The organism is Arthrobacter sp. 10N43, from assembly GCF_056394525.1.
Window position 1 is genome coordinate 1 of record NZ_JBFTIA010000023.1, and the last position, 16601, is coordinate 16601.

At 60.1% G+C, this 16601-nt stretch carries 17 protein-coding genes and 1 tRNA gene; 4 read left to right on the plus strand and 14 right to left on the minus strand.

Going from position 1 to position 16601, the window contains the following annotated elements; all coding sequences use genetic code 11:
* Nucleotides 1-949: 949 nt before the first annotated feature.
* A complete protein-coding gene (locus AC1DDO_RS22540; RefSeq protein ID WP_476964518.1) occupies nucleotides 950-2050 on the plus strand; it encodes a DUF4268 domain-containing protein in 1101 nt (366 codons plus the stop codon).
* Nucleotides 2051-2566: 516 nt separating this feature from the next.
* Here AC1DDO_RS22540 and AC1DDO_RS22545 read toward each other — a convergent pair.
* Both AC1DDO_RS22545 and AC1DDO_RS22550 read right to left on the minus strand, forming a co-directional pair.
* Nucleotides 2567-3454 carry a C40 family peptidase gene (locus tag AC1DDO_RS22545; protein ID WP_476964517.1) on the minus strand — a complete coding sequence of 296 codons (888 nt, stop codon included), beginning with the start codon at nucleotides 3452-3454 and terminating at the stop codon, nucleotides 2567-2569.
* 976 nt (nucleotides 3455-4430) lie between these two features.
* The gene (locus tag AC1DDO_RS22550; RefSeq protein ID WP_476964516.1) at nucleotides 4431-5330 is read right to left on the minus strand and encodes an RNA polymerase sigma factor; all 900 of its coding nucleotides are present in this window, start codon (nucleotides 5328-5330) and stop codon (nucleotides 4431-4433) included.
* 186 nt (nucleotides 5331-5516) lie between these two features.
* Here AC1DDO_RS22550 and AC1DDO_RS22555 point away from each other — a divergent pair, with 186 nt between their 5' ends.
* Complete coding sequence (locus AC1DDO_RS22555) at nucleotides 5517-5840, plus strand: ArsR/SmtB family transcription factor (RefSeq protein ID WP_476964515.1); 324 nt, start codon at nucleotides 5517-5519, stop codon at nucleotides 5838-5840.
* Between the two features lie 31 nt (nucleotides 5841-5871).
* Here AC1DDO_RS22555 and AC1DDO_RS22560 read toward each other — a convergent pair whose 3' ends face one another.
* On the minus strand, nucleotides 5872-6381 hold the full coding sequence (locus AC1DDO_RS22560) for a hypothetical protein (protein ID WP_476972807.1): 510 nt from the start codon (nucleotides 6379-6381) through the stop codon (nucleotides 5872-5874).
* 206 nt (nucleotides 6382-6587) lie between these two features.
* On the opposite strand from AC1DDO_RS22560, the gene AC1DDO_RS22565 reads away from it, so the two are divergent.
* Nucleotides 6588-6884: a helix-turn-helix domain-containing protein gene (locus AC1DDO_RS22565; RefSeq protein WP_476972818.1), complete on the plus strand. Its 297-nt coding sequence runs from the start codon at nucleotides 6588-6590 to the stop codon at nucleotides 6882-6884.
* On the opposite strand, the gene AC1DDO_RS22570 is transcribed toward AC1DDO_RS22565, so the two are convergent.
* The 10 genes from AC1DDO_RS22570 to AC1DDO_RS22615 all read right to left on the minus strand — a co-directional run bounded on the left by AC1DDO_RS22570 (nucleotide 6803) and on the right by AC1DDO_RS22615 (nucleotide 14150).
* Entirely contained in the window at nucleotides 6803-7687 is an 885-nt protein-coding gene (locus AC1DDO_RS22570) for an alpha/beta hydrolase family protein (protein WP_476972808.1), read from the minus strand. The two genes, AC1DDO_RS22565 and AC1DDO_RS22570, sit on opposite strands and share 82 nt — an antisense overlap.
* Nucleotides 7688-7964: 277 nt before the next feature.
* Nucleotides 7965-8408 carry a hypothetical protein gene (locus tag AC1DDO_RS22575; RefSeq protein WP_476964511.1) on the minus strand — a complete coding sequence of 148 codons (444 nt, stop codon included), beginning with the start codon at nucleotides 8406-8408 and terminating at the stop codon, nucleotides 7965-7967.
* Nucleotides 8398-9435 (minus strand): hypothetical protein, encoded by a 1038-nt coding sequence (locus AC1DDO_RS22580; RefSeq protein ID WP_476964510.1) that lies wholly within the window; start codon nucleotides 9433-9435, stop codon nucleotides 8398-8400. Before AC1DDO_RS22580 ends, AC1DDO_RS22575 begins: the two co-directional genes overlap by 11 nt.
* Entirely contained in the window at nucleotides 9432-9920 is a 489-nt protein-coding gene (locus tag AC1DDO_RS22585; protein WP_476964509.1) for a hypothetical protein, read from the minus strand. Before AC1DDO_RS22585 ends, AC1DDO_RS22580 begins: the two co-directional genes overlap by 4 nt.
* 416 nt (nucleotides 9921-10336) lie before the next feature.
* Nucleotides 10337-11017, minus strand: a complete 681-nt coding sequence (locus AC1DDO_RS22590; protein WP_476964508.1) for a hypothetical protein — start codon at nucleotides 11015-11017, stop codon at nucleotides 10337-10339.
* Between the two features lie 127 nt (nucleotides 11018-11144).
* Nucleotides 11145-11705, minus strand: coding sequence for a hypothetical protein (locus tag AC1DDO_RS22595; RefSeq protein WP_476972809.1), 561 nt, complete (start codon nucleotides 11703-11705; stop codon nucleotides 11145-11147).
* Nucleotides 11706-11943: 238 nt separating this feature from the next.
* On the minus strand, nucleotides 11944-12129 hold the full coding sequence (locus AC1DDO_RS22600; protein ID WP_476972810.1) for a hypothetical protein: 186 nt from the start codon (nucleotides 12127-12129) through the stop codon (nucleotides 11944-11946).
* Nucleotides 12130-12448: 319 nt separating this feature from the next.
* Nucleotides 12449-12721 (minus strand): hypothetical protein, encoded by a 273-nt coding sequence (locus AC1DDO_RS22605; protein WP_476964505.1) that lies wholly within the window; start codon nucleotides 12719-12721, stop codon nucleotides 12449-12451.
* Between the two features lie 129 nt (nucleotides 12722-12850).
* Nucleotides 12851-13981, minus strand: coding sequence for a tyrosine-type recombinase/integrase (locus tag AC1DDO_RS22610; protein ID WP_476964504.1), 1131 nt, complete (start codon nucleotides 13979-13981; stop codon nucleotides 12851-12853).
* A gap of 87 nt (nucleotides 13982-14068) precedes the next feature.
* Nucleotides 14069-14150 (minus strand) — tRNA-Leu (locus tag AC1DDO_RS22615).
* Nucleotides 14151-14355: 205 nt separating this feature from the next.
* Here AC1DDO_RS22615 and AC1DDO_RS22620 point away from each other — a divergent pair.
* On the plus strand, nucleotides 14356-14961 hold the full coding sequence (locus AC1DDO_RS22620) for an ANTAR domain-containing response regulator (RefSeq protein WP_476972811.1): 606 nt from the start codon (nucleotides 14356-14358) through the stop codon (nucleotides 14959-14961).
* Between the two features lie 121 nt (nucleotides 14962-15082).
* On the opposite strand, the gene pyk is transcribed toward AC1DDO_RS22620, so the two are convergent.
* Nucleotides 15083-16585, minus strand: coding sequence for a pyruvate kinase (gene pyk / locus AC1DDO_RS22625; RefSeq protein ID WP_476972812.1), 1503 nt, complete (start codon nucleotides 16583-16585; stop codon nucleotides 15083-15085).
* Nucleotides 16586-16601: the final 16 nt, after the last annotated feature.

Sequence of the window (16601 nt, forward strand, 5' to 3'; positions counted from 1 at the left end):
CACAACATGCGCCAACACGCCACCATGAAGCAGTAAGAAAACGTCGGTGGGGGCCAGTGGCCCCCACAACCCCGCCCGCTGGCCCCCACCGGCAATATCACTGGCCCCGGAAGGCAATATCGAGTGGCTTCCAAACCTTCAAATACTCACGTAATGTCGGCGGTGCTGGTTGTGGCTGATTGGCCTGGTGTTGGGGGTAATTCGCCGCTAGGTACCGGCGCTTGGCCTGTTCGCCGTGCCTCCCACGTTCCCCGAGACTTCATTCGCGCCATTGTCCGGTAGTACTTTCGACTAAGACTCCGCCCCCGATATAGGGGGTAGTCCGGGTCTCCCACGTGAATGCCATTTGGACAGCAACCGCAGAGAGGCACTACTTCCCCTCCTGCAATTTCAGCCAGAGCAGGGCGAGGGCTTCGGCCATGGTGTCGCCGTGGAAATTGAGACTGCCCTTAGCTACTCCGCCTTCGTCAAGATATATATGGCGAGCGACGTACCGTCCGACTGCATAAGGAGAAAGCTGAATTGGCGCAACATCCCAGGTGTGGTCTTCTAGGTCCGGCATCTGGTCGGCGATCTCTTGGGCGGCCGATGCGCCACAAGCCCCTTCCGCCGATCTGGTTGGCGCGCAGCTGCCCGGCTTTGATCAGGCCCCGAATCAGGCTCAACTTCACGTTGAGCTCTTCGGCGGCCTGCTCGACGGCCAGGAAGCGATACTGCGCGGATTCGTCGCTCACCCCACCATCCTAAGCGCGGCCATGACGGGCACCGGGAAACCCAGGAGTTCTGTGTGCGGCGGCGGCCGAGACTACGAAGCAAGCTGATTGGGCAGCTCTGGAAAGGACTGGTTTTTTTGTCGGAGCTGGGCCATAACAAGGCGCCCAACGCCCTGGAGCCGGCGCCAAATCTCTCGCGTCTGGGCCGGGTCTGCTCCCGGCCATCAGGTACTCGGGTGGCAGCAGAACGTCATGTGCTGGGCAGGCACTTGCACGGGCATATGATTCTCGATGCATCATTCAACTTTTCCAATGGGGGAATCCATGAAGAAATCCATCGCCTCTATGGAAGAGGTTGCGTGATGGTGAACTCTTTGGCGCAGCTTGGGCGCATTGTTCACGTCCAGCCGCGTGAAGTGTGGCCGCACGAGGCACATCACTTCACGCCATGGCTGCTTCAGAATGTTGACGTTCTGAATGAACTGCTGGGGATGGAGCTCATCTTGGAAGCGGCCGAACATCCAGTCGGCGACTTCAGTCTCGATCTGAAGGGGTATGACGAAGCAACCGGCGACGTTGTCATCGTCGAGAACCAGTTGGAATTCTCAGACCATACCCACTTGGGCCAGATCCTTACCTATGCCGCCGGAACCGACCCAACAACGATCATTTGGCTCACAACCGGATTCCGGCCGGAGCATCGAGCGGCAATCGACTGGCTGAACGAGCGGACTGATGAGAACACTCGATTCTTCGGCGTGGTCATCAAAGTGGTGCGGATCGGTGGTTCGGAGCCAGCCCCGAGCTTTGAGTTGGCCGCACAGCCGAACGACTGGGAGAAGCAGGTGCGCCGCGCGACATCGGCGTCGTCTGAGGCAGGCGGCAAAGCAGCCATCTACGCAGAGTTCTGGGCGCTCGCACTCGAGCGAATCCGTAACCAGCACCCGACATGGACCCGCGGTCGCCGGAGCACGCAAAGCTGGGCCAACACTTCCACCGGAGCACGCGGTGTAGTGCTCTCGATGGCATTTACGCGTGCAGGTTTGATCACGCAGTTCTACTTCGAAGACCCAGATGCGACCATCAACTCCCAGCGCTTCGAAGCAGCGCTGGCGCAACGGGACATATTTGAAGGCGCCCTCGGCCGCACCGTGGAATGGGACCGGAGGGACGGTCGGAAAGCAGCCAAGATCGTCGATGGGCCTGCGGAATACGACGTCACCGACACCGCACGCTGGCCCGAAATGGTCGATTGGCTGATAGAGAGCCAAACCCGCATGCGTCAGGCCCTTGATGCCATCGGCGGTCCGAAAATCTTCGAAGGGACTGTGCAATGAAGACAAAGACACGGTTTTGGGCCAGGACAGCGGCCGCTCGGCTTAGGCACACGGCGCATTAGAACTGGACGCCCATCCCCAACTTCCGCCAGTCATTGTCGATTGCGGTGCAGCACGGTTAGAAAACCAGTAGGAAATGCACTCTAGGAGCACGAGGATTGCCGCTGCTGGGACGGCCAGAACTGGCATTGAGCGGCTCCCAGCTAGGAACTTAGCCACGTGCATTCGCGTTGACCACCAGGTTCGTATGGAGTCGCGAACCCCTCTCCCCCGCGCTGCATAGGCACGGGCGGAAGATCGTGACAGTCCGCACCAACTCTTTACTCCGGGATGGGTACCAAAAGTCCCTTGAACAGCCGCTTTGCTCCGGCATGCGACCCGGCAGGGCTGCGATACCCACCCCATATCTTTCGCCGGAACCGTAGGGAGGTGGGTTTCTAACCGGGATATTCCTTGTTCGCTGAGCACGCCTCTGGCCCGGGCGCTCCGTTTGACCATCGAACCCGACGTGCGCCCTCAGCGCCCTAACAGGTCAAAATAGGCCGAGCCGGGATTCCACCCCACGGGATGCAGCAGTGTCCCTACCGCCGGGTTCAGAGCACTCCACATCATGCCGTCGCCGGCGTAAATGCCGACATGGCCCCAGTTGTCGGGTCCCTGCGGATTTTGAACCACGAGGTCTCCTGGTTGAGGATCCTCTGTTCGGACGCCAATGCGCCATTGTTCAACTCGCGGCAGCTCGATTCCGGCTTGCCTGTAGATCCACTGCACATACCCGGAGCAATCCCAGGCTTTGAAGGCAGTACCGCCCCATACGTATCGCCCGCCCAGGCCATCCTGCGTGAACCTCAGTATGTCCTGACGCAGCTGGCTCAAGTTGCGTGAAGATCCAGCAGACGGCGGCCCTGGCGGAGACGTGGAACAGGAGGCCGGAGAAGTACCAGCCTCCAGTGCAGCAACGATTGCCGTGGCCGCCGGCTCCCAACGCGCATACAGTTCAGGGAAAGCAGACACCTGAACGGCTTGAGCAGCCAGACCTTTGTCTAGGGCCTGCCAACCGGGAATGTCCAGCAGTCCCCGAGGGCTGCCGCGATTCGGTCCCGATGGACCGCCGTAGAAGGCACGCGCGTTATAGGAGGCATCCATCAGCTGCTCCACTGTCCCCCAGCCCGCCGCCGGACGCTGCTGGGCTGAACCGACCGAGTCATGGTCACGTCCAACGCCGTCATTCGGGAAGTTCAGGGAAGTGGGCACGCTGGGGTTCGCGAGCATGCGCAGACTTGACTCCTGCAGCGCCATCATGATGGCGACGATCTGCCCGGAGCGCGGTATTCCAAGCTGCTTGCCGACCGTAATGTATGTCCGTGCAACGCTCTCCTGCCGCGGCGTCAGCTCGTAGAGCAAGCGCCCAGCGTTCCGAACTTCCAAGCCAGCGCCAGTCACGTTAGACGCAGTGGTCATGTCGGTGCCCTCTGGTGTACAAGCAACTGCGGGTTGACGCGCCATACCAGTTATCGCGGCCACGCCTCCGGCAAATGCCACAGCGCCAACAAACAAAGCGATGGAAGCGGCCGCCGATACGACCTTCAGCAGTGCCCGTCGCCGCGTAAGCCCCGCTACGGCTGCCAGAGCAACCATTAGTAGACGATTCTCTCTGCGGTCGCGTAGAAGCCAACCATGGCGCAGCGCTCAGATGGAGCGGTGACGGCGGGAGGACAGTTGACCATCACTGTGACTGGTGCGGAATAGGCATTTCTCCCGGTACTTGACTCGTCCACAACTTGCACCGTCACCGTGCAAACGTGAAGGCCTTCCCACGGGGCCGGATATTCCTGGACTTTGGCCAACTCGAGATCGCAACGCAGGGACTCTGCGGTGCCGCTTCGGCGAGCAGACTGACCTGCCAGGGTCGTGAACGTACCCGCTGTCACGCCAGTTCCCTCAAACTCCCTAACCAGTACAGATAAAGGATTGGATCCATCAGGCAGCAGCTCCCACCAAGACCGCACCTTGGCGTATACGTCCGAGTACGACGACGATCGACTGTCCCAGGAGAAGAGTCCCTGGGCTGCGGCTACAGCGAGCGCCCGGTAATCGCGGGTACGCGGCAAATCATCACGCGTTGCCTCCGCCGTTATGGCGGCCTCACCAGGAACTGCGGAGGGCTCCCCACGTGCCGAGGAAGTGCCAGAAGGGTTCGCCGTTGGCGGCGCGGTTGCGGACATCGCTGGCGCGACCTTCCCGCTGGGTCCATCGGCAGGCCAAAGTATGAAGATTCCGCCAAACATGAGCAGGACCATCAGTCCCCCAGCGAACCACTGCCGGCGGCCAGCTCTACGGAACCAATTCATCGCCCAACCCCAATGTCTGAAGCCATGACCTACAGAGCCGGTCTGTTCACTTCGTGCTGAAGCACCCGCCAAGCTGCCCGGTACAACTGCCGGGCAAAGCCGATATTTACCGCGATGTACCTCTCAGTGACGCCGAGTTCACTGGCCAGAGCTGCCATCTGCACGGACCTATCCGGTCCTCGCAGTCCTGGACGAACTATCGTCTCCGCGACGCTCCGGAGAACGTTTGTGGGAAGGCAGTTCGCAGCGCATCGGCAGAGATCATCGACGCCCAATCCGGGTTCGGGGTGACAGTTCAATGCTGTGTTGATTGTTTTGGCCGTGTGGCGAACGACAGTTACGGCGTGCCATCGACGCCGGTCCTGGGGCGACGGAGGTCCGTAATGCCTCGGCCCAGTGAGACTGGAAACTGCAAGCTTCCAGGTTTCCTCGCTGACGCTGCGCTGGACCATGCCCAGCATGGCTTGCGCCCAGGCCTGATCAACATAGTTTTCAACGCCGTCTGCCACCGCTCCAGCACCTATGACAGCGAGGAGCTCGGGTGAGCTTTCCGTCGTCGTGAAGTCAACCAGCAACGGCAACGTTTGATGGCTGAGCTCGCGCCGGATATGGGCAGCGCAGATTTTGCTACAAACACCCTGAACCCACGCTTCAAAGGGGATGCCGGGCAACTCCCGGTAGCGACCCCTCGCGACCCCGTCCCACACGGCGACTCGGATGTCCTGCATGACGTCATCCACATCGCAGGATCGCCCGATTCGCGCGAGGCGGGAAACGACGTAACGATGCACACCATCAACCGCGACCAGGATCCGATCGATGGGGATGCCGGGTTCTCCAGGCGGAGGTGAGCTGTGCAAAGAGACATCGACATCAACGACCGTGTCTGAGCCCTTAGTAGATTGATACGCCTTGGCTTCAATTTCCATGGCTTCACCGCTCTGACTGTTCAGATCGAGTAGTTCGCAGAGTCGCACATAATGCCAACCCAGTTAGTGGATGCGGAGATCCAACAACGATCAGAAGAAGCTACAGGAATTATTGTCGAAGATAATTAAAGTATCGTCAAGAGTGCTGTTCTTACTTTTTGCGCCACCTTCGGGAAGAATGACCTTATGCCGAGAATTACGCAGCCTCACGACGCCGCCTGGTCGGCCGACGTCGAAGCTGCCGTCGCAACCTTCGGCAACCGAGCGCGAAACGAAATTCTTCGGTTCCTCACTTCTAGTGGGCCTGCAACTCGGGGGGATATCGTCGCCGCTGTCAGCGCGGGCGATCCCAGCGTGGCAAAGCACCTGGCCGCGCTCGAAGAGGCAGGAGTGGTGATCGTCGACGTCGAGCCTGGACGTAGGCACGGACGGTCACCCCGATATTCCGCGAACCCTGTCCGAATCAAGGAACTGCTGGACGCTCACCTTAAGTACCTGCTGGAACAGTAGTCGCAGTGCCTTGGAAAGATGTGCCAGACGTTTAGTCTGCCCGCTCCGGCGCCTCATCTGCATCCGACGGTGGACTGGCCGCGGCCCTCTCCCCTTCCGGACGGCGGCTGATGTCCTTGTTCAGGTACTCCGTGATCGCCCGAAGCGTCTCCGGCGACACGTCACCAAGGGTGCGGGCCGCAAACGTCTTCACCTTCGCAGCACGGAGAGATTTCACAAACTCAAGCTGCGAATCAATGCGTTGGGGCAGATCTGAGGCCTCGCTACCCACAAGATAAGCGGGATCCACGTTGAAGATTTCGCATAAGGCGGCTAGTAGTACCGGGTCGCTCACCAGCCTGCCCGTGCCGTCCTTCATGTAGAACCAGCGCGCTCTGGAAAGCTTGATCCCCTTCTCCGCCAGTTTTTCCTGGACTTCGCGGAACGTGACGGGTTGTCCTCGCTCGGCAACGACGACGTCGAGCAGTAGGTTCAAACGGCGTGCAAGGTCGGCCTGTGGCGAGCTTTCCGCGCCGTTGAGACCTTCCCCATCTCCGGACACGTTTCACCCCCAGACCTGACCTGGCTATCGCCAGTGAGCTACTGATTGTTGCCCAGTATTGCTACGGATAACTCCCCACGCAATATGTGGGGCTCCGTTCTTCCATCGGTATGTAGATGAGCGTATCGTCTTGCTGTAGACCCGTCTACAGCGGGTTAAAGAGGTTTCCTCGTCACCTGATTGTGGTCTCCATGGCGAACATCTTGATGAACCGGACGCGAAGCCGCCTCATTCGCTATTTGATCACACATGGCCAGGCCACCTGCTCTGAGGTCGCTGCAGCCCTAAACTTGTCTGATTCCTCTGTCCGCAAACAGCTCACTCTTCTGTGCGAGGCGGGCATGATCAGCGTGGGGTCGGGAACGTACAGGGCACGGACGGATCAGATCGAGAGACAGCTTGCGGACTTTGCGGCCACGTTTCAGTCAGCGGGCAGCGACTTCAGGAACCGCGTTACCGAGGACTCCCACCTCTCTGTATCGGCGTTCCACTCAAGTGAATGACCTGGAACTTCGAATCGAACCAATTGGACGAGGTCGGGCCGCAGCTCTGCCAAACGCTCCGAGACTTCCACCGGCGTCGATTTGTCCTCGATCCCATGCAGTATGAGCGTTGGCGTCTTGAGGTCATCGGCGCGGGCTACCCAATCCAGCGTGAGAAGGTCAAGAGGTTGTTCGAGGCCCGTGACCCAGCGTCCTGCTTTCGCGCCCAACATTTTCAGCCCGACCCTGGCCACAGTTTCCGGCAGCCCACTGGCGCTCCCGTTGAACGTCAACGTCTCAGCCCAATCCAGGACGGGAGCCACCAGCACCAAGCCAATGATCCGATCTGAATGGGCAGAAAGATTCGCGGCACGCAGCGCCATGGAACCGCCAAGCGACCATCCGAACAAAACGAGCCGTAGAGCGCCGTGGTCCACGGCGAACTGGATGGCCGCTTCGAGATCCAACCACTCGTTCTGGCCCAAAGAGTACCGGGAATCGTTCGACGGCGGCGCTTCGCCGTCGTTGCGGAATGATACGACCAGCGACGTCAGACCGAGCCTGCTGGCAACAGGAACGCCGCGCAGGGCACCAGCGCGTTTCCCGCCCATTCCGTGGGCGTGGATAGCCCATGTCGAAGCCGCCGGACCACCCGTCGTGGGCGTGAATTTCCATGCGGGTGCCATGCCGTTATCGACCTTTATCTTCACTTCCTCAAACGGCAGGCCGAGTTGCTCTGGTTTGGAGTAGGCGTATCCGCTCCAGATGCCGGCTCTGGCAGCGTGTAGGTCGCCGGAGTCAACGCGCTCGACGAGCCGCGTCACTGTCCCGTCGTTCGTCTCTTCGTCTACGACGGCCCCGATGCAGGCATGGCCCCTGCCATTGCCAAACCAAAAGCTGTATCGGCCGGGCGCTCTCGTCAATGGCGTCGCCGGCAGTTCGATCCTCAGGGATCCGTCTTGTCCTACGAAGACTTGCCTTATGGGAAGATCCTCCCGGCGCGTAGTCGTCGGCACCACCACCCGGCGCGCAAAGTAAGCAGCACCCAGGAACGTTATTGCGGCCGCACTTACCGCTCCAATGGTTAGGGGGCCCAGCACTCTAGGACTCCTCATCCCTGCTCCTGACATGCTCGTCGATGACATCCCGAAGTCGCGCGAGCGTTTCAGGTGATAAATCCTGCAATTGCCTGGCCGCAAAGTTCCTAACCCGCGCCTCGCGCATCGATTTCAGGAGGCTGAGCTGAGCTTCCACCAGCTCGGGTACCTCTGTTGAGTCATCAAGAAGGTACCGGCGATCCACGCCGAAGAATGTCGCGAGATTCTGGAGCAGCTCCTTTTCCATAGCCAGGGAGCTATCACCGCTTCGCATGTAGGCCCACCTTGACCGTGACAACGGGGTGCCCCGTTCAACCATGTCTCGACTGATTTCCTTGTAAGACAAAGGCCCTCCCCCTCGGATCTCATACAGATCCAGCAACAGATTTATCTTGCGGGCGAGCCTCGCCTGCGGCAATTCAGAGGGTGCCGCGGCATCATCTGTCACTAGGATCCTTCTTCCTCCCCCGTCGTCCCAGACCTACTCGACCATCCTGTACGCCTTGACTGGATGCGAGGTAATCCTCTGTTCGAGCCAACGTTTGGAAATCAGCTTCATCCAGAAACTTAGCAGCGGCCGGATCCATCAGGAGAGCATCTTCAATTTCGACAAGCATCCGATGAAGTCTTCGCGTCTCAGGATCACCCCGCTCGATGGCTGCAGCGGGTGCCGCCAGGCGTCCATCCTTGCGGGTCGCCGTCGTTATTTCCCAGATATACGTGAGGTTTTCCAGTAAGCCAGCTTGTGTCCTCAGTTGTGCTCGTCGCACGATCCGACGGGCGACCGGTGGCAGGGCCAGCCCAGCACAGAGGAACACCATCGCCCCGACAAAACTCATGTCGTAAACGGCGGCCAACTGCTCCATCGTTGACTGCTGTCCCAGAAGATGGGCGACGTCCATTCCCAAGACCGCAAACACGACGACGAGAGCCAGGGAGCACCCAACGCCAATGAGGGTGAAGGCGACTCGAAAGTGAGACGTGGCCATCCGCCGTCGGAATCTAATGCACACGTATCCGGTCACGCCGACGACCACCCCGATGTAGACAAACTGGATGGCGGAATAGAGAGCGGCAGCAGGCTGGTCACCGTAGTCCAACATGAATTTCGTTGAGGAGGCCGGTGCTTCGATGCAGAGGAAGGCAAAGACCAGCGCCCCGGAGACTAGACCCAGAATCAGGAGGCCAGGACGGTCACTGCGCACAGGTACATCGTTTAGCTCTGCGGCCCGGAGGATCGCCTGGGAAAGGAAGTAGATTCCCACGACCATCAAGATGTTCGCGAAAAGATCCAGGAGGTTATGGCCACCGAGGGCTCGATCACCCGCGATATATATCGGGTCGACATTCAAGGAAAGCGCGGTTCCGATCGCTACCGCGGCCACGAGAATGCTGTGGTCTTTTCTGGTGCGGGCGCCCGGCAGGAGGCATAGAACGAGGCCCCAGATGACCGCAGCGGCGACTGTCTGGATCACCCGAAAACCTGTTCAAATGATCTTGGCTCCATGGTGCTGTCGCGGATAGCGCCGGCAAGAAGATCGGCGAGACTCTCAGCGGCGGCCTCCAGTTCGTCAACGAAGCTACTTCGGGCCAAAGCCCGTGACACCATCTCGCCGTCAAGATTTGGGAAGAGGCTGTCGGCATACTCCGAGGAAATGCCCAACTCATCGTGGCGCAGGATCATATGTCCAAGCTCATGAAGGATGAATTGCTGCCTGTGGAGCGCTGAGTCCGAAACGGCGTGCAGAATGATTTCCCTAGTATCCGTCGACAGCCACAGTCCGCAGACGGACGTGCCGTTGAGGATCGTCGTGGCTTCGATCTCGATACGACGCCGGCGTAGGGCTGCCACGATCCCGATGAGTCCAGCCAGAGTCAGCCGGCTTGGTAGCCGCAGCGATAGAAAGGCATCCGTAGCAATCTGCGCTGGCGCCGGTTCTTGCGATGTTTGCCGGTCCATACCGCTCCCTCCTTGCAGCGGACAGCAAGCGTGGCTGCCTTTACGGCAACTACCGCGGCGCGTCAGACGCCACAGCTTCAATTGAACGCCTCGGCTCTGGACATGTCCAGAGCCAAGGCAGACAGATGAGATTAACAATTTGCTATTCAACGGCCCAAGAGAAGAAACGTGCATTATGACGCCATCATGAGTGATGCGTTTAGGAGCAGCACCTCTCGGTTGCCCGAGACGACGATTGGTTCTCGTTGCAGGGTTCCCGTCGAAGTTGCCTGTTCAAAATACTGCCAACATCGATGGTCCGTCGGGAACGTCATCGGGCACCTGCGAAGGGCTGGTGGGGGCAAGCCTTCGCGGAATGCCGGATGCATGAAACACCTAACGAAACCCTGGACCAGCAGCGACGCCGCAAGCCTCGGTCACAGAGCCAGCGCCTCTAGGAGTTGATCTGCAGCAGTGCTGTCCTCAAGGTTTATCGTTTGGGCGATTTCTTCCAGCGGGTGTAGCAGCGCATCCATCTTGTCTTCGCTTTCACTACCCGTCCATTCGCTTATGGCTATGAATTTGGTTCTCGGATCTCGCAACTGGACGGCATCTCGCCTGCCTTTGAAGCTGAATACGGGGTTGTCCCTAAGGGGAACCTTCTCGATGATACCGCCCCGCCCTTGCTGAACGCCGAAGTCAAACCTGATCCGATGGACCGGGCCGCCGGGTGTCCAAAGTCCCTCCATCTCCACGTTCTCCTGCGGCGTAATATTCGCAGAACGAAAGAGCCTCCTTACCCGGCTATCGAAGTCGTCGCCGGGCTTGGGGGCAGGGTCGCCTACAAGTTCTCCGAATAGGCGGGCTGTGAAAGCTTGCCAATTCGTCTCAGTCTCGAACTGCACGCCGCCGGACGATATGGCGAAGTTATGCGGTCGCCGTTGTTGGAGAGTCAGCGCGTCCTCCCAGGCGTCTGATTCCGCCTGACGCCGGTAGTACTTCACCCAAGATTCAAAGTACTCTCGCTCCAGCTTAAAGCTCTTCAACTTATGACCGTCAAAGCGCCCGTCCGGACGTTCACCGATGAACTGGAGATGCCACCCCGCCGGAGAGTTCACGGCTACTCCGACATTCCGGGGCTCGTGACGCCGCAGGTCGTGCGTGTATTGAATGAGGAACCATTCTGCGTGCAGGGGAAACACCTCCAACTATTTGTTAGTGACACAGCGTAATCGAACATACATTCTAATGCATAGGCTCTGTGTACGCGCCCCCTGGAAGGGGGAAAGATTCCGGGTGAGCCGTTAGCTCCAGGCTGTACTCCACTAGCTTCGCTATGTTTTTGGCCCGCCGCTCGAGGAAATCTAAGTAGTGAGCTTTAGCGTCGAGCGTCAACAACGCTCGAGTGTGGCAGATGTCCAGTGCGTGAGCAGCGATGGCTGTGCCCTGCCTTGAAATGAGCTTCGTCCAGGCAGCACAGTCTTCCGGCTTGAAATCGATCGTCTTGCGGCCCGGGTACAGGAAGCCCTGCTCCGCAAGTTCTTTGAGTTCGGCCGGGTCACTCCGATGCTCGCCGAGGAATGCCCCCTCGTGGTCAATTGCCCAAAGACCGACGCTGGGGTGCCAGACGAGATTCTCCGACACCCTGTCAGGGTTGTATATCCAGACGTCGAACACGGCTACGCCCGCCATGATGTGGGGCTCTCTGGAGTAGACCTCCCTGAGGTCGGGGGGTCCGTAGAACTTCCCCGTCCGCCCTGCAACGGCGGTTGTCCACGCCTCACGACCATTCATAATGTCGGACACTTCGCCAAAAGGGACTGGTATGCCAAGGGAGTTGGCGAGCCGAGCCGCTAGGAATTCATGCAAGATCAAAGCATGCCCGGCCTTGCGCGGCGATTTCACGAACACTTGGGCACGGCCCTGCCATAGGTCCTTTGAGCCCTGGTCAGACGTGACCAGATCCAGAACCTTTAGCCCAGGTTTAGCTACCCTTTTCCCCAACTCAGCCCCCTATTCATTGGTTCGAACAGTAGCACTTGGCTCAACCTGTAAGCTTGGCAGCCATCCGATCGCTGCATCCATGGCTGCCGCAGAAGAAATAACCGTGGGCTCGCTCTTCATATCCGCCTTCTGGCCGCACCCCTTCATATGCACTACTCAATTGCCCAGCGCACACGAATAGCCCGGCGGTCTGAAGCCAATCCGTCAGCAGGGTTTTCTTGATCACGAGCTTCCTCAGATCATCGCCGGTGATTGCGAAATCACCCTTAGATCCAAGAGATCTCCCTTGTAGCGGCCTGCGCCACAGCCTAAGCACAAGGCCCAGATTGCCGAGTGACTACGTCCGGATGTGGTGGATCGCCACGGTCTAGGCTCTATGCCGCCTCTCGATCCATGCTAGCTTCGGCCACCGTCTGCCGAGGTAACGGTGTCCGTGGTGCCCGCCACGCGTCCTCGCCCTCAGTAATCTGGGGAAGTCTGCTTCGGGTGCCACTCCCTGGCTCAACCGTTCAAACCGTGGCCCGGAAGGGATACGTCACCCTTGTTCAATTCGCGGCGGCCAGTCTCACTTTCGAACGGGTACCGATGAGCCGCTCCTTTGCCGCCGGCCGACTGACAGAGATCGGGGACCCACTGCTGCCGGGGAGGATCTCACTCAACTTCGCGATTTCCAGGATGTGTTCGGAAGTGAAAATGATCTTTCCCTTTCCCCAGCATGCGTGGGGGAAGCGTCCGCTGGTGGCGCCGTCGCGGAGCCATGACTCTGTGCAGCGCATCAGCGCGGCTGCTTCGGCGGGCTCAAAAAATTCGATCTCCACGGGATCTCCAAATGGAAGGCGTTACTTTCCACTTTCATGGCCTCGTGGAGGCCAATCGACATGACCGGAAATGCCAGTAAATGTTCCACGGGACGGACATCCGCCACGCCCCACGTAGAGCACTCACAATCACCGTAGAAAGGCTGTCACAGAGCGCTCAGTGGCGTCAGCACCGGCCTGCAGCGCCTCGGGCATCAAGTGCCCGTAGACCTGCTCAGTAGTCCTTGTAGAGGCGTGCCCCAGCCGGCGCGAGATGGTGAACAAGGGCACGCCGTCTTGGATCAGCCAGGAGGCGTGAGTATGGCGGAGGTCGTGAATTCGTGGGTTCTTAGTTAAACCGATTGCTTGGGCCGTGCGAACGGCAGGGACCCAGTAGTCGTCCCAATAGAGCTTGTGAATGATTCGCCCACCCTTGGGAGTCGTGAACACAAGTTCTTTTCCCGGCCTGCTGGCGACCAGCGGGATCAGCAGCTCCACGAGCGCCGGATTGAGCCCGATGGTGCGCTTACCGGCACCGGTTTTTGTCGCACCAATGTAGAACTGGTTCTGCCCGTCCCGTTTCCATGCCTTGTTGATCCGGGCGGTGGGCGGTTTGGAGAGCAGGTCGACGTCCGCCACAGTCAACGCAGTGGCTTCTCCGAATCGAGTGCCCGTCATGACCAGAAAGTTGGTGAAAGCTTTGTACCGCTCCCCCATCCCCTCCATGATGAGGCTGAACTCGGCATGGGTCAGGAACATCGCTTCATCCTCGGCCTTCTCAATACCAGGCAGCTGCACACCGCGGCAGGGATTGCGGGAGATATACCCAAGCATCTCCGCGGTGTTCATCGCCGCCGAAATCAGACCGTGGACGTTGTGGATGGTCTTCGGCGCCTTGCCCTTGGCCATCATCGACTTCACCCAATGGGCGATCAGCCGGTAATCGAGTTTGTCCACCGGGACTTGGCCGATGACGTTCCGAATGTGGAGGTCCAGCATGGTTTGGTACGTCTTAATGGTTCCGCTCGACGGACGGATCAGGAGGTCGATGTGCTCCTGGATGACCTCAGCAACGGTCGGTGTGCGCTTCTCGTTGGAGAGGATGGCGTGCTGCGCAATCTCGAAGGATTGTCCGTTGGCGTCCAGAAGCCTCTTCAGGGTTTCAGCTTCGACGAGAGTGGCGACGGTCAGGCCCTGCTGCTCGCGGCTCTTCGGGTCCCGCCACAACACCATGTAGGACGCTGTTCCGTCCTTTTTGATGCGCTTTCGAATGCTGGCCACACTAAAAACGGTACGCCGCTGTCAACACTTTGGGCGGTTTTGTCAACACCCAAAGATAAAACAGGCCGCTGACCTGCGGAAACACAGTGCCCGAGGTGGGACTCGAACCCACACACCTTTCGATACCGCATTTTGAGTGCGGCGCGTCTGCCAATTCCGCCACTCGGGCGCGGAGTACACCGGTGTAACAATCACTCAACCACTGTGCTGTGAGCAACGCGATCGCTTCCAGTGCGCGAAATTACTCTACATGCAGATAGGCTGAATTCCAGAATCGCGCCAGTGACGCCGCATCGAACCAAACCGGTCCAAGTACATTGGCGGACAAAACCTATGATGGTGGAGTTCCCGCCGTACCTTTCCAAGGAGTTCCCGTGTCAGAACAGACGGAGTCATCCCCCAATTCCCAGCCGGCGCGCCGCGTTGTTGTCGCCGAGGATGAGACCCTCATCCGCCTGGACATCATCGAGATCCTGCGCGGCGAAGGCTACGACGTCGTCGGCGAGGCGGACAACGGCGAGAAGGCCGTGCAGCTTGCCGAGGAGCTCAAGCCCGACCTGGTCCTGATGGACGTCAAGATGCCCGTCATGGACGGCATCTCGGCCGCAGAAAAGATCGTCAAGGCCCGGATCGCCCCCGTGGTCCTGCTCACCGCCTTCAGCCAGAAGGAACTGGTGGAGCGGGCCCGCGACGCCGGCGCCATGGCGTACGTGGTCAAGCCCTTCACCCCGGCGGACCTCATCCCGGCGCTGGAGATCGCGCTGTCCCGCCACGAGGAGATCAAGGCCCTCGAGAGCGAGGTCACCGACCTGCAGGAGCAGTTCGCCACCCGCAAGCTCGTGGAGCGCGCCAAGAGCCTCCTGACCACCAAGATGGGCCTGACGGAGCCGGAAGCCTTCCGCTGGATCCAGAAGACCTCGATGGACCGCCGCCTGAGCATGCGCGAGGTCGCCGAGACCATCATCAACCAGGTCAACTAGCCACCACCCGGCACCAAAGGGCGCAAGCACGATAGCGCGCCAGCTCCGAAGCAACAAGAGCAAAAGGGAGGATCCCCGCCAACCGGCGGGGATCCTCCCTTTTGCGTTCAAGCTTTCAGAACTAGGCCTGGGCCCGGTTCTTCTTCTTCTTTTCCGGCCACGGGCCGACCTTGTCCTTGGCCACGGCTGCTTCGCCCTGGGCGCCGATGTCGGCGAGGTCGCCCACCTTGTGGACCTTCAGCAGGTTCGTCGAACCGGCCTTTCCGGGAGGCGAACCGGCGGCGATGACCACCAGGTCGCCGTCCTCGACGACGTCCAGCTCCAGCAGGCTGCGGTCAACCTGCGCCGTCATCTCGTCGGTGTGGCCCACCATCGGGACCAGGACCGGCTGGATGCCCCAGGTCAGTGCGAGCTGGTTCCAGACGTGCTCCACCGGGGTGAAGGCGAAGACCGGCTTGATGGGGCGCAGTCGCGAGAGGCGGCGTGCCGAGTCACCGGACTGGGTGAAGGTACAGATGTACTTTGCTTCCAGCTGGTCGGCGATCTCGACGGCGGCCCGGGTGATGGCACCGCCGCGGGTCTTGGGCTTGGTGCCCAGCGGGGGAACGCGCTCCAGGCCGTGCTCTTCGGTGGACTCGATGATCCGGGCCATGGTCTTAACGGTCTCGATCGGGTACTTGCCCACGCTGGTCTCGCCCGAGAGCATGACCGCGTCGGCGCCGTCGAGCACCGCGTTGGCGCAGTCGGAGGCCTCGGCGCGGGTCGGGCGCGGGTTCTCAATCATGGACTCGAGGACCTGGGTTGCCACGATGACCGGCTTGGCCCAGCGGCGTGCCAGTTCGATGGCGCGCTTCTGCACGATCGGCACTTCCTCGAGGGGAAGTTCCACACCGAGGTCGCCACGGGCCACCATGATGGCGTCGAAGGCGTCGATGATCTCGTGCAGCTGCTCGACGGCCTGCGGCTTCTCGATCTTGGCGATCACCGGCACGCGGCGGCCTTCTTCGTCCATGATCTCGTGGACGCGGGTGATGTCCGAGGCGTCCCGGACGAAGGACAGGGCAACCATGTCCACGCCGCGGCGCATGGCCCAGCGCAGATCGTCCTCGTCCTTTTCGCTCAGCGCCGGGACGTTGACCGCAACGCCGGGCAGGTTGATGCCCTTGTTGTTGGAGACCCAGCCGCCAACAATCACCTGGGCAACAACTTTGACGGCGTCGACGTCGATCGCGCGGAGGGCGACCTTGCCGTCGTCGATCAGCAGGGCGTCACCGGGGTTGACGTCCTCGGTGAGGCTCTTGAGCGTCGTGGAGCAGATGTCCTTGGTGCCGGGAACGTCCTCCGTGGTGATGGTGAACGTGTCACCGACCTCCAGCAGGTGCGGTCCATCAACGAAGCGGCCCAGGCGGATCTTGGGGCCCTGCAGGTCGGCCATGATGGCCACGGCCTTGCCGAGCTGTGCCGCTGCCTTGCGGACGTTCTCGTAGGTGTTGTCGTGCACGGAGTAATCGCCGTGGCTCATGTTCATGCGTGCCACGTCGACGCCGGCTTCCAGCACGGCAAGCGTGTTCTCGAAGCTTGCGATTGCCGGTCCGAACGTGGCCACGATTTTAGCGCGTCTCATATACCTACCCTAGTGG

Coding starts and splice junctions, on each gene's coding strand:
- AC1DDO_RS22550 (WP_476964516.1), bottom strand. CDS start 5,330: ATGGAAATTGAAGCCAAGGCGTATCAATCTACTAAGGGCTCAGACACG.
- AC1DDO_RS22555 (WP_476964515.1), top strand. CDS start 5,517: ATGCCGAGAATTACGCAGCCTCACGACGCCGCCTGGTCGGCCGACGTC.
- AC1DDO_RS22565 (WP_476972818.1), top strand. CDS start 6,588: ATGAACCGGACGCGAAGCCGCCTCATTCGCTATTTGATCACACATGGC.
- AC1DDO_RS22585 (WP_476964509.1), bottom strand. CDS start 9,920: ATGGACCGGCAAACATCGCAAGAACCGGCGCCAGCGCAGATTGCTACG.
- pyk (WP_476972812.1), bottom strand. CDS start 16,585: ATGAGACGCGCTAAAATCGTGGCCACGTTCGGACCGGCAATCGCAAGC.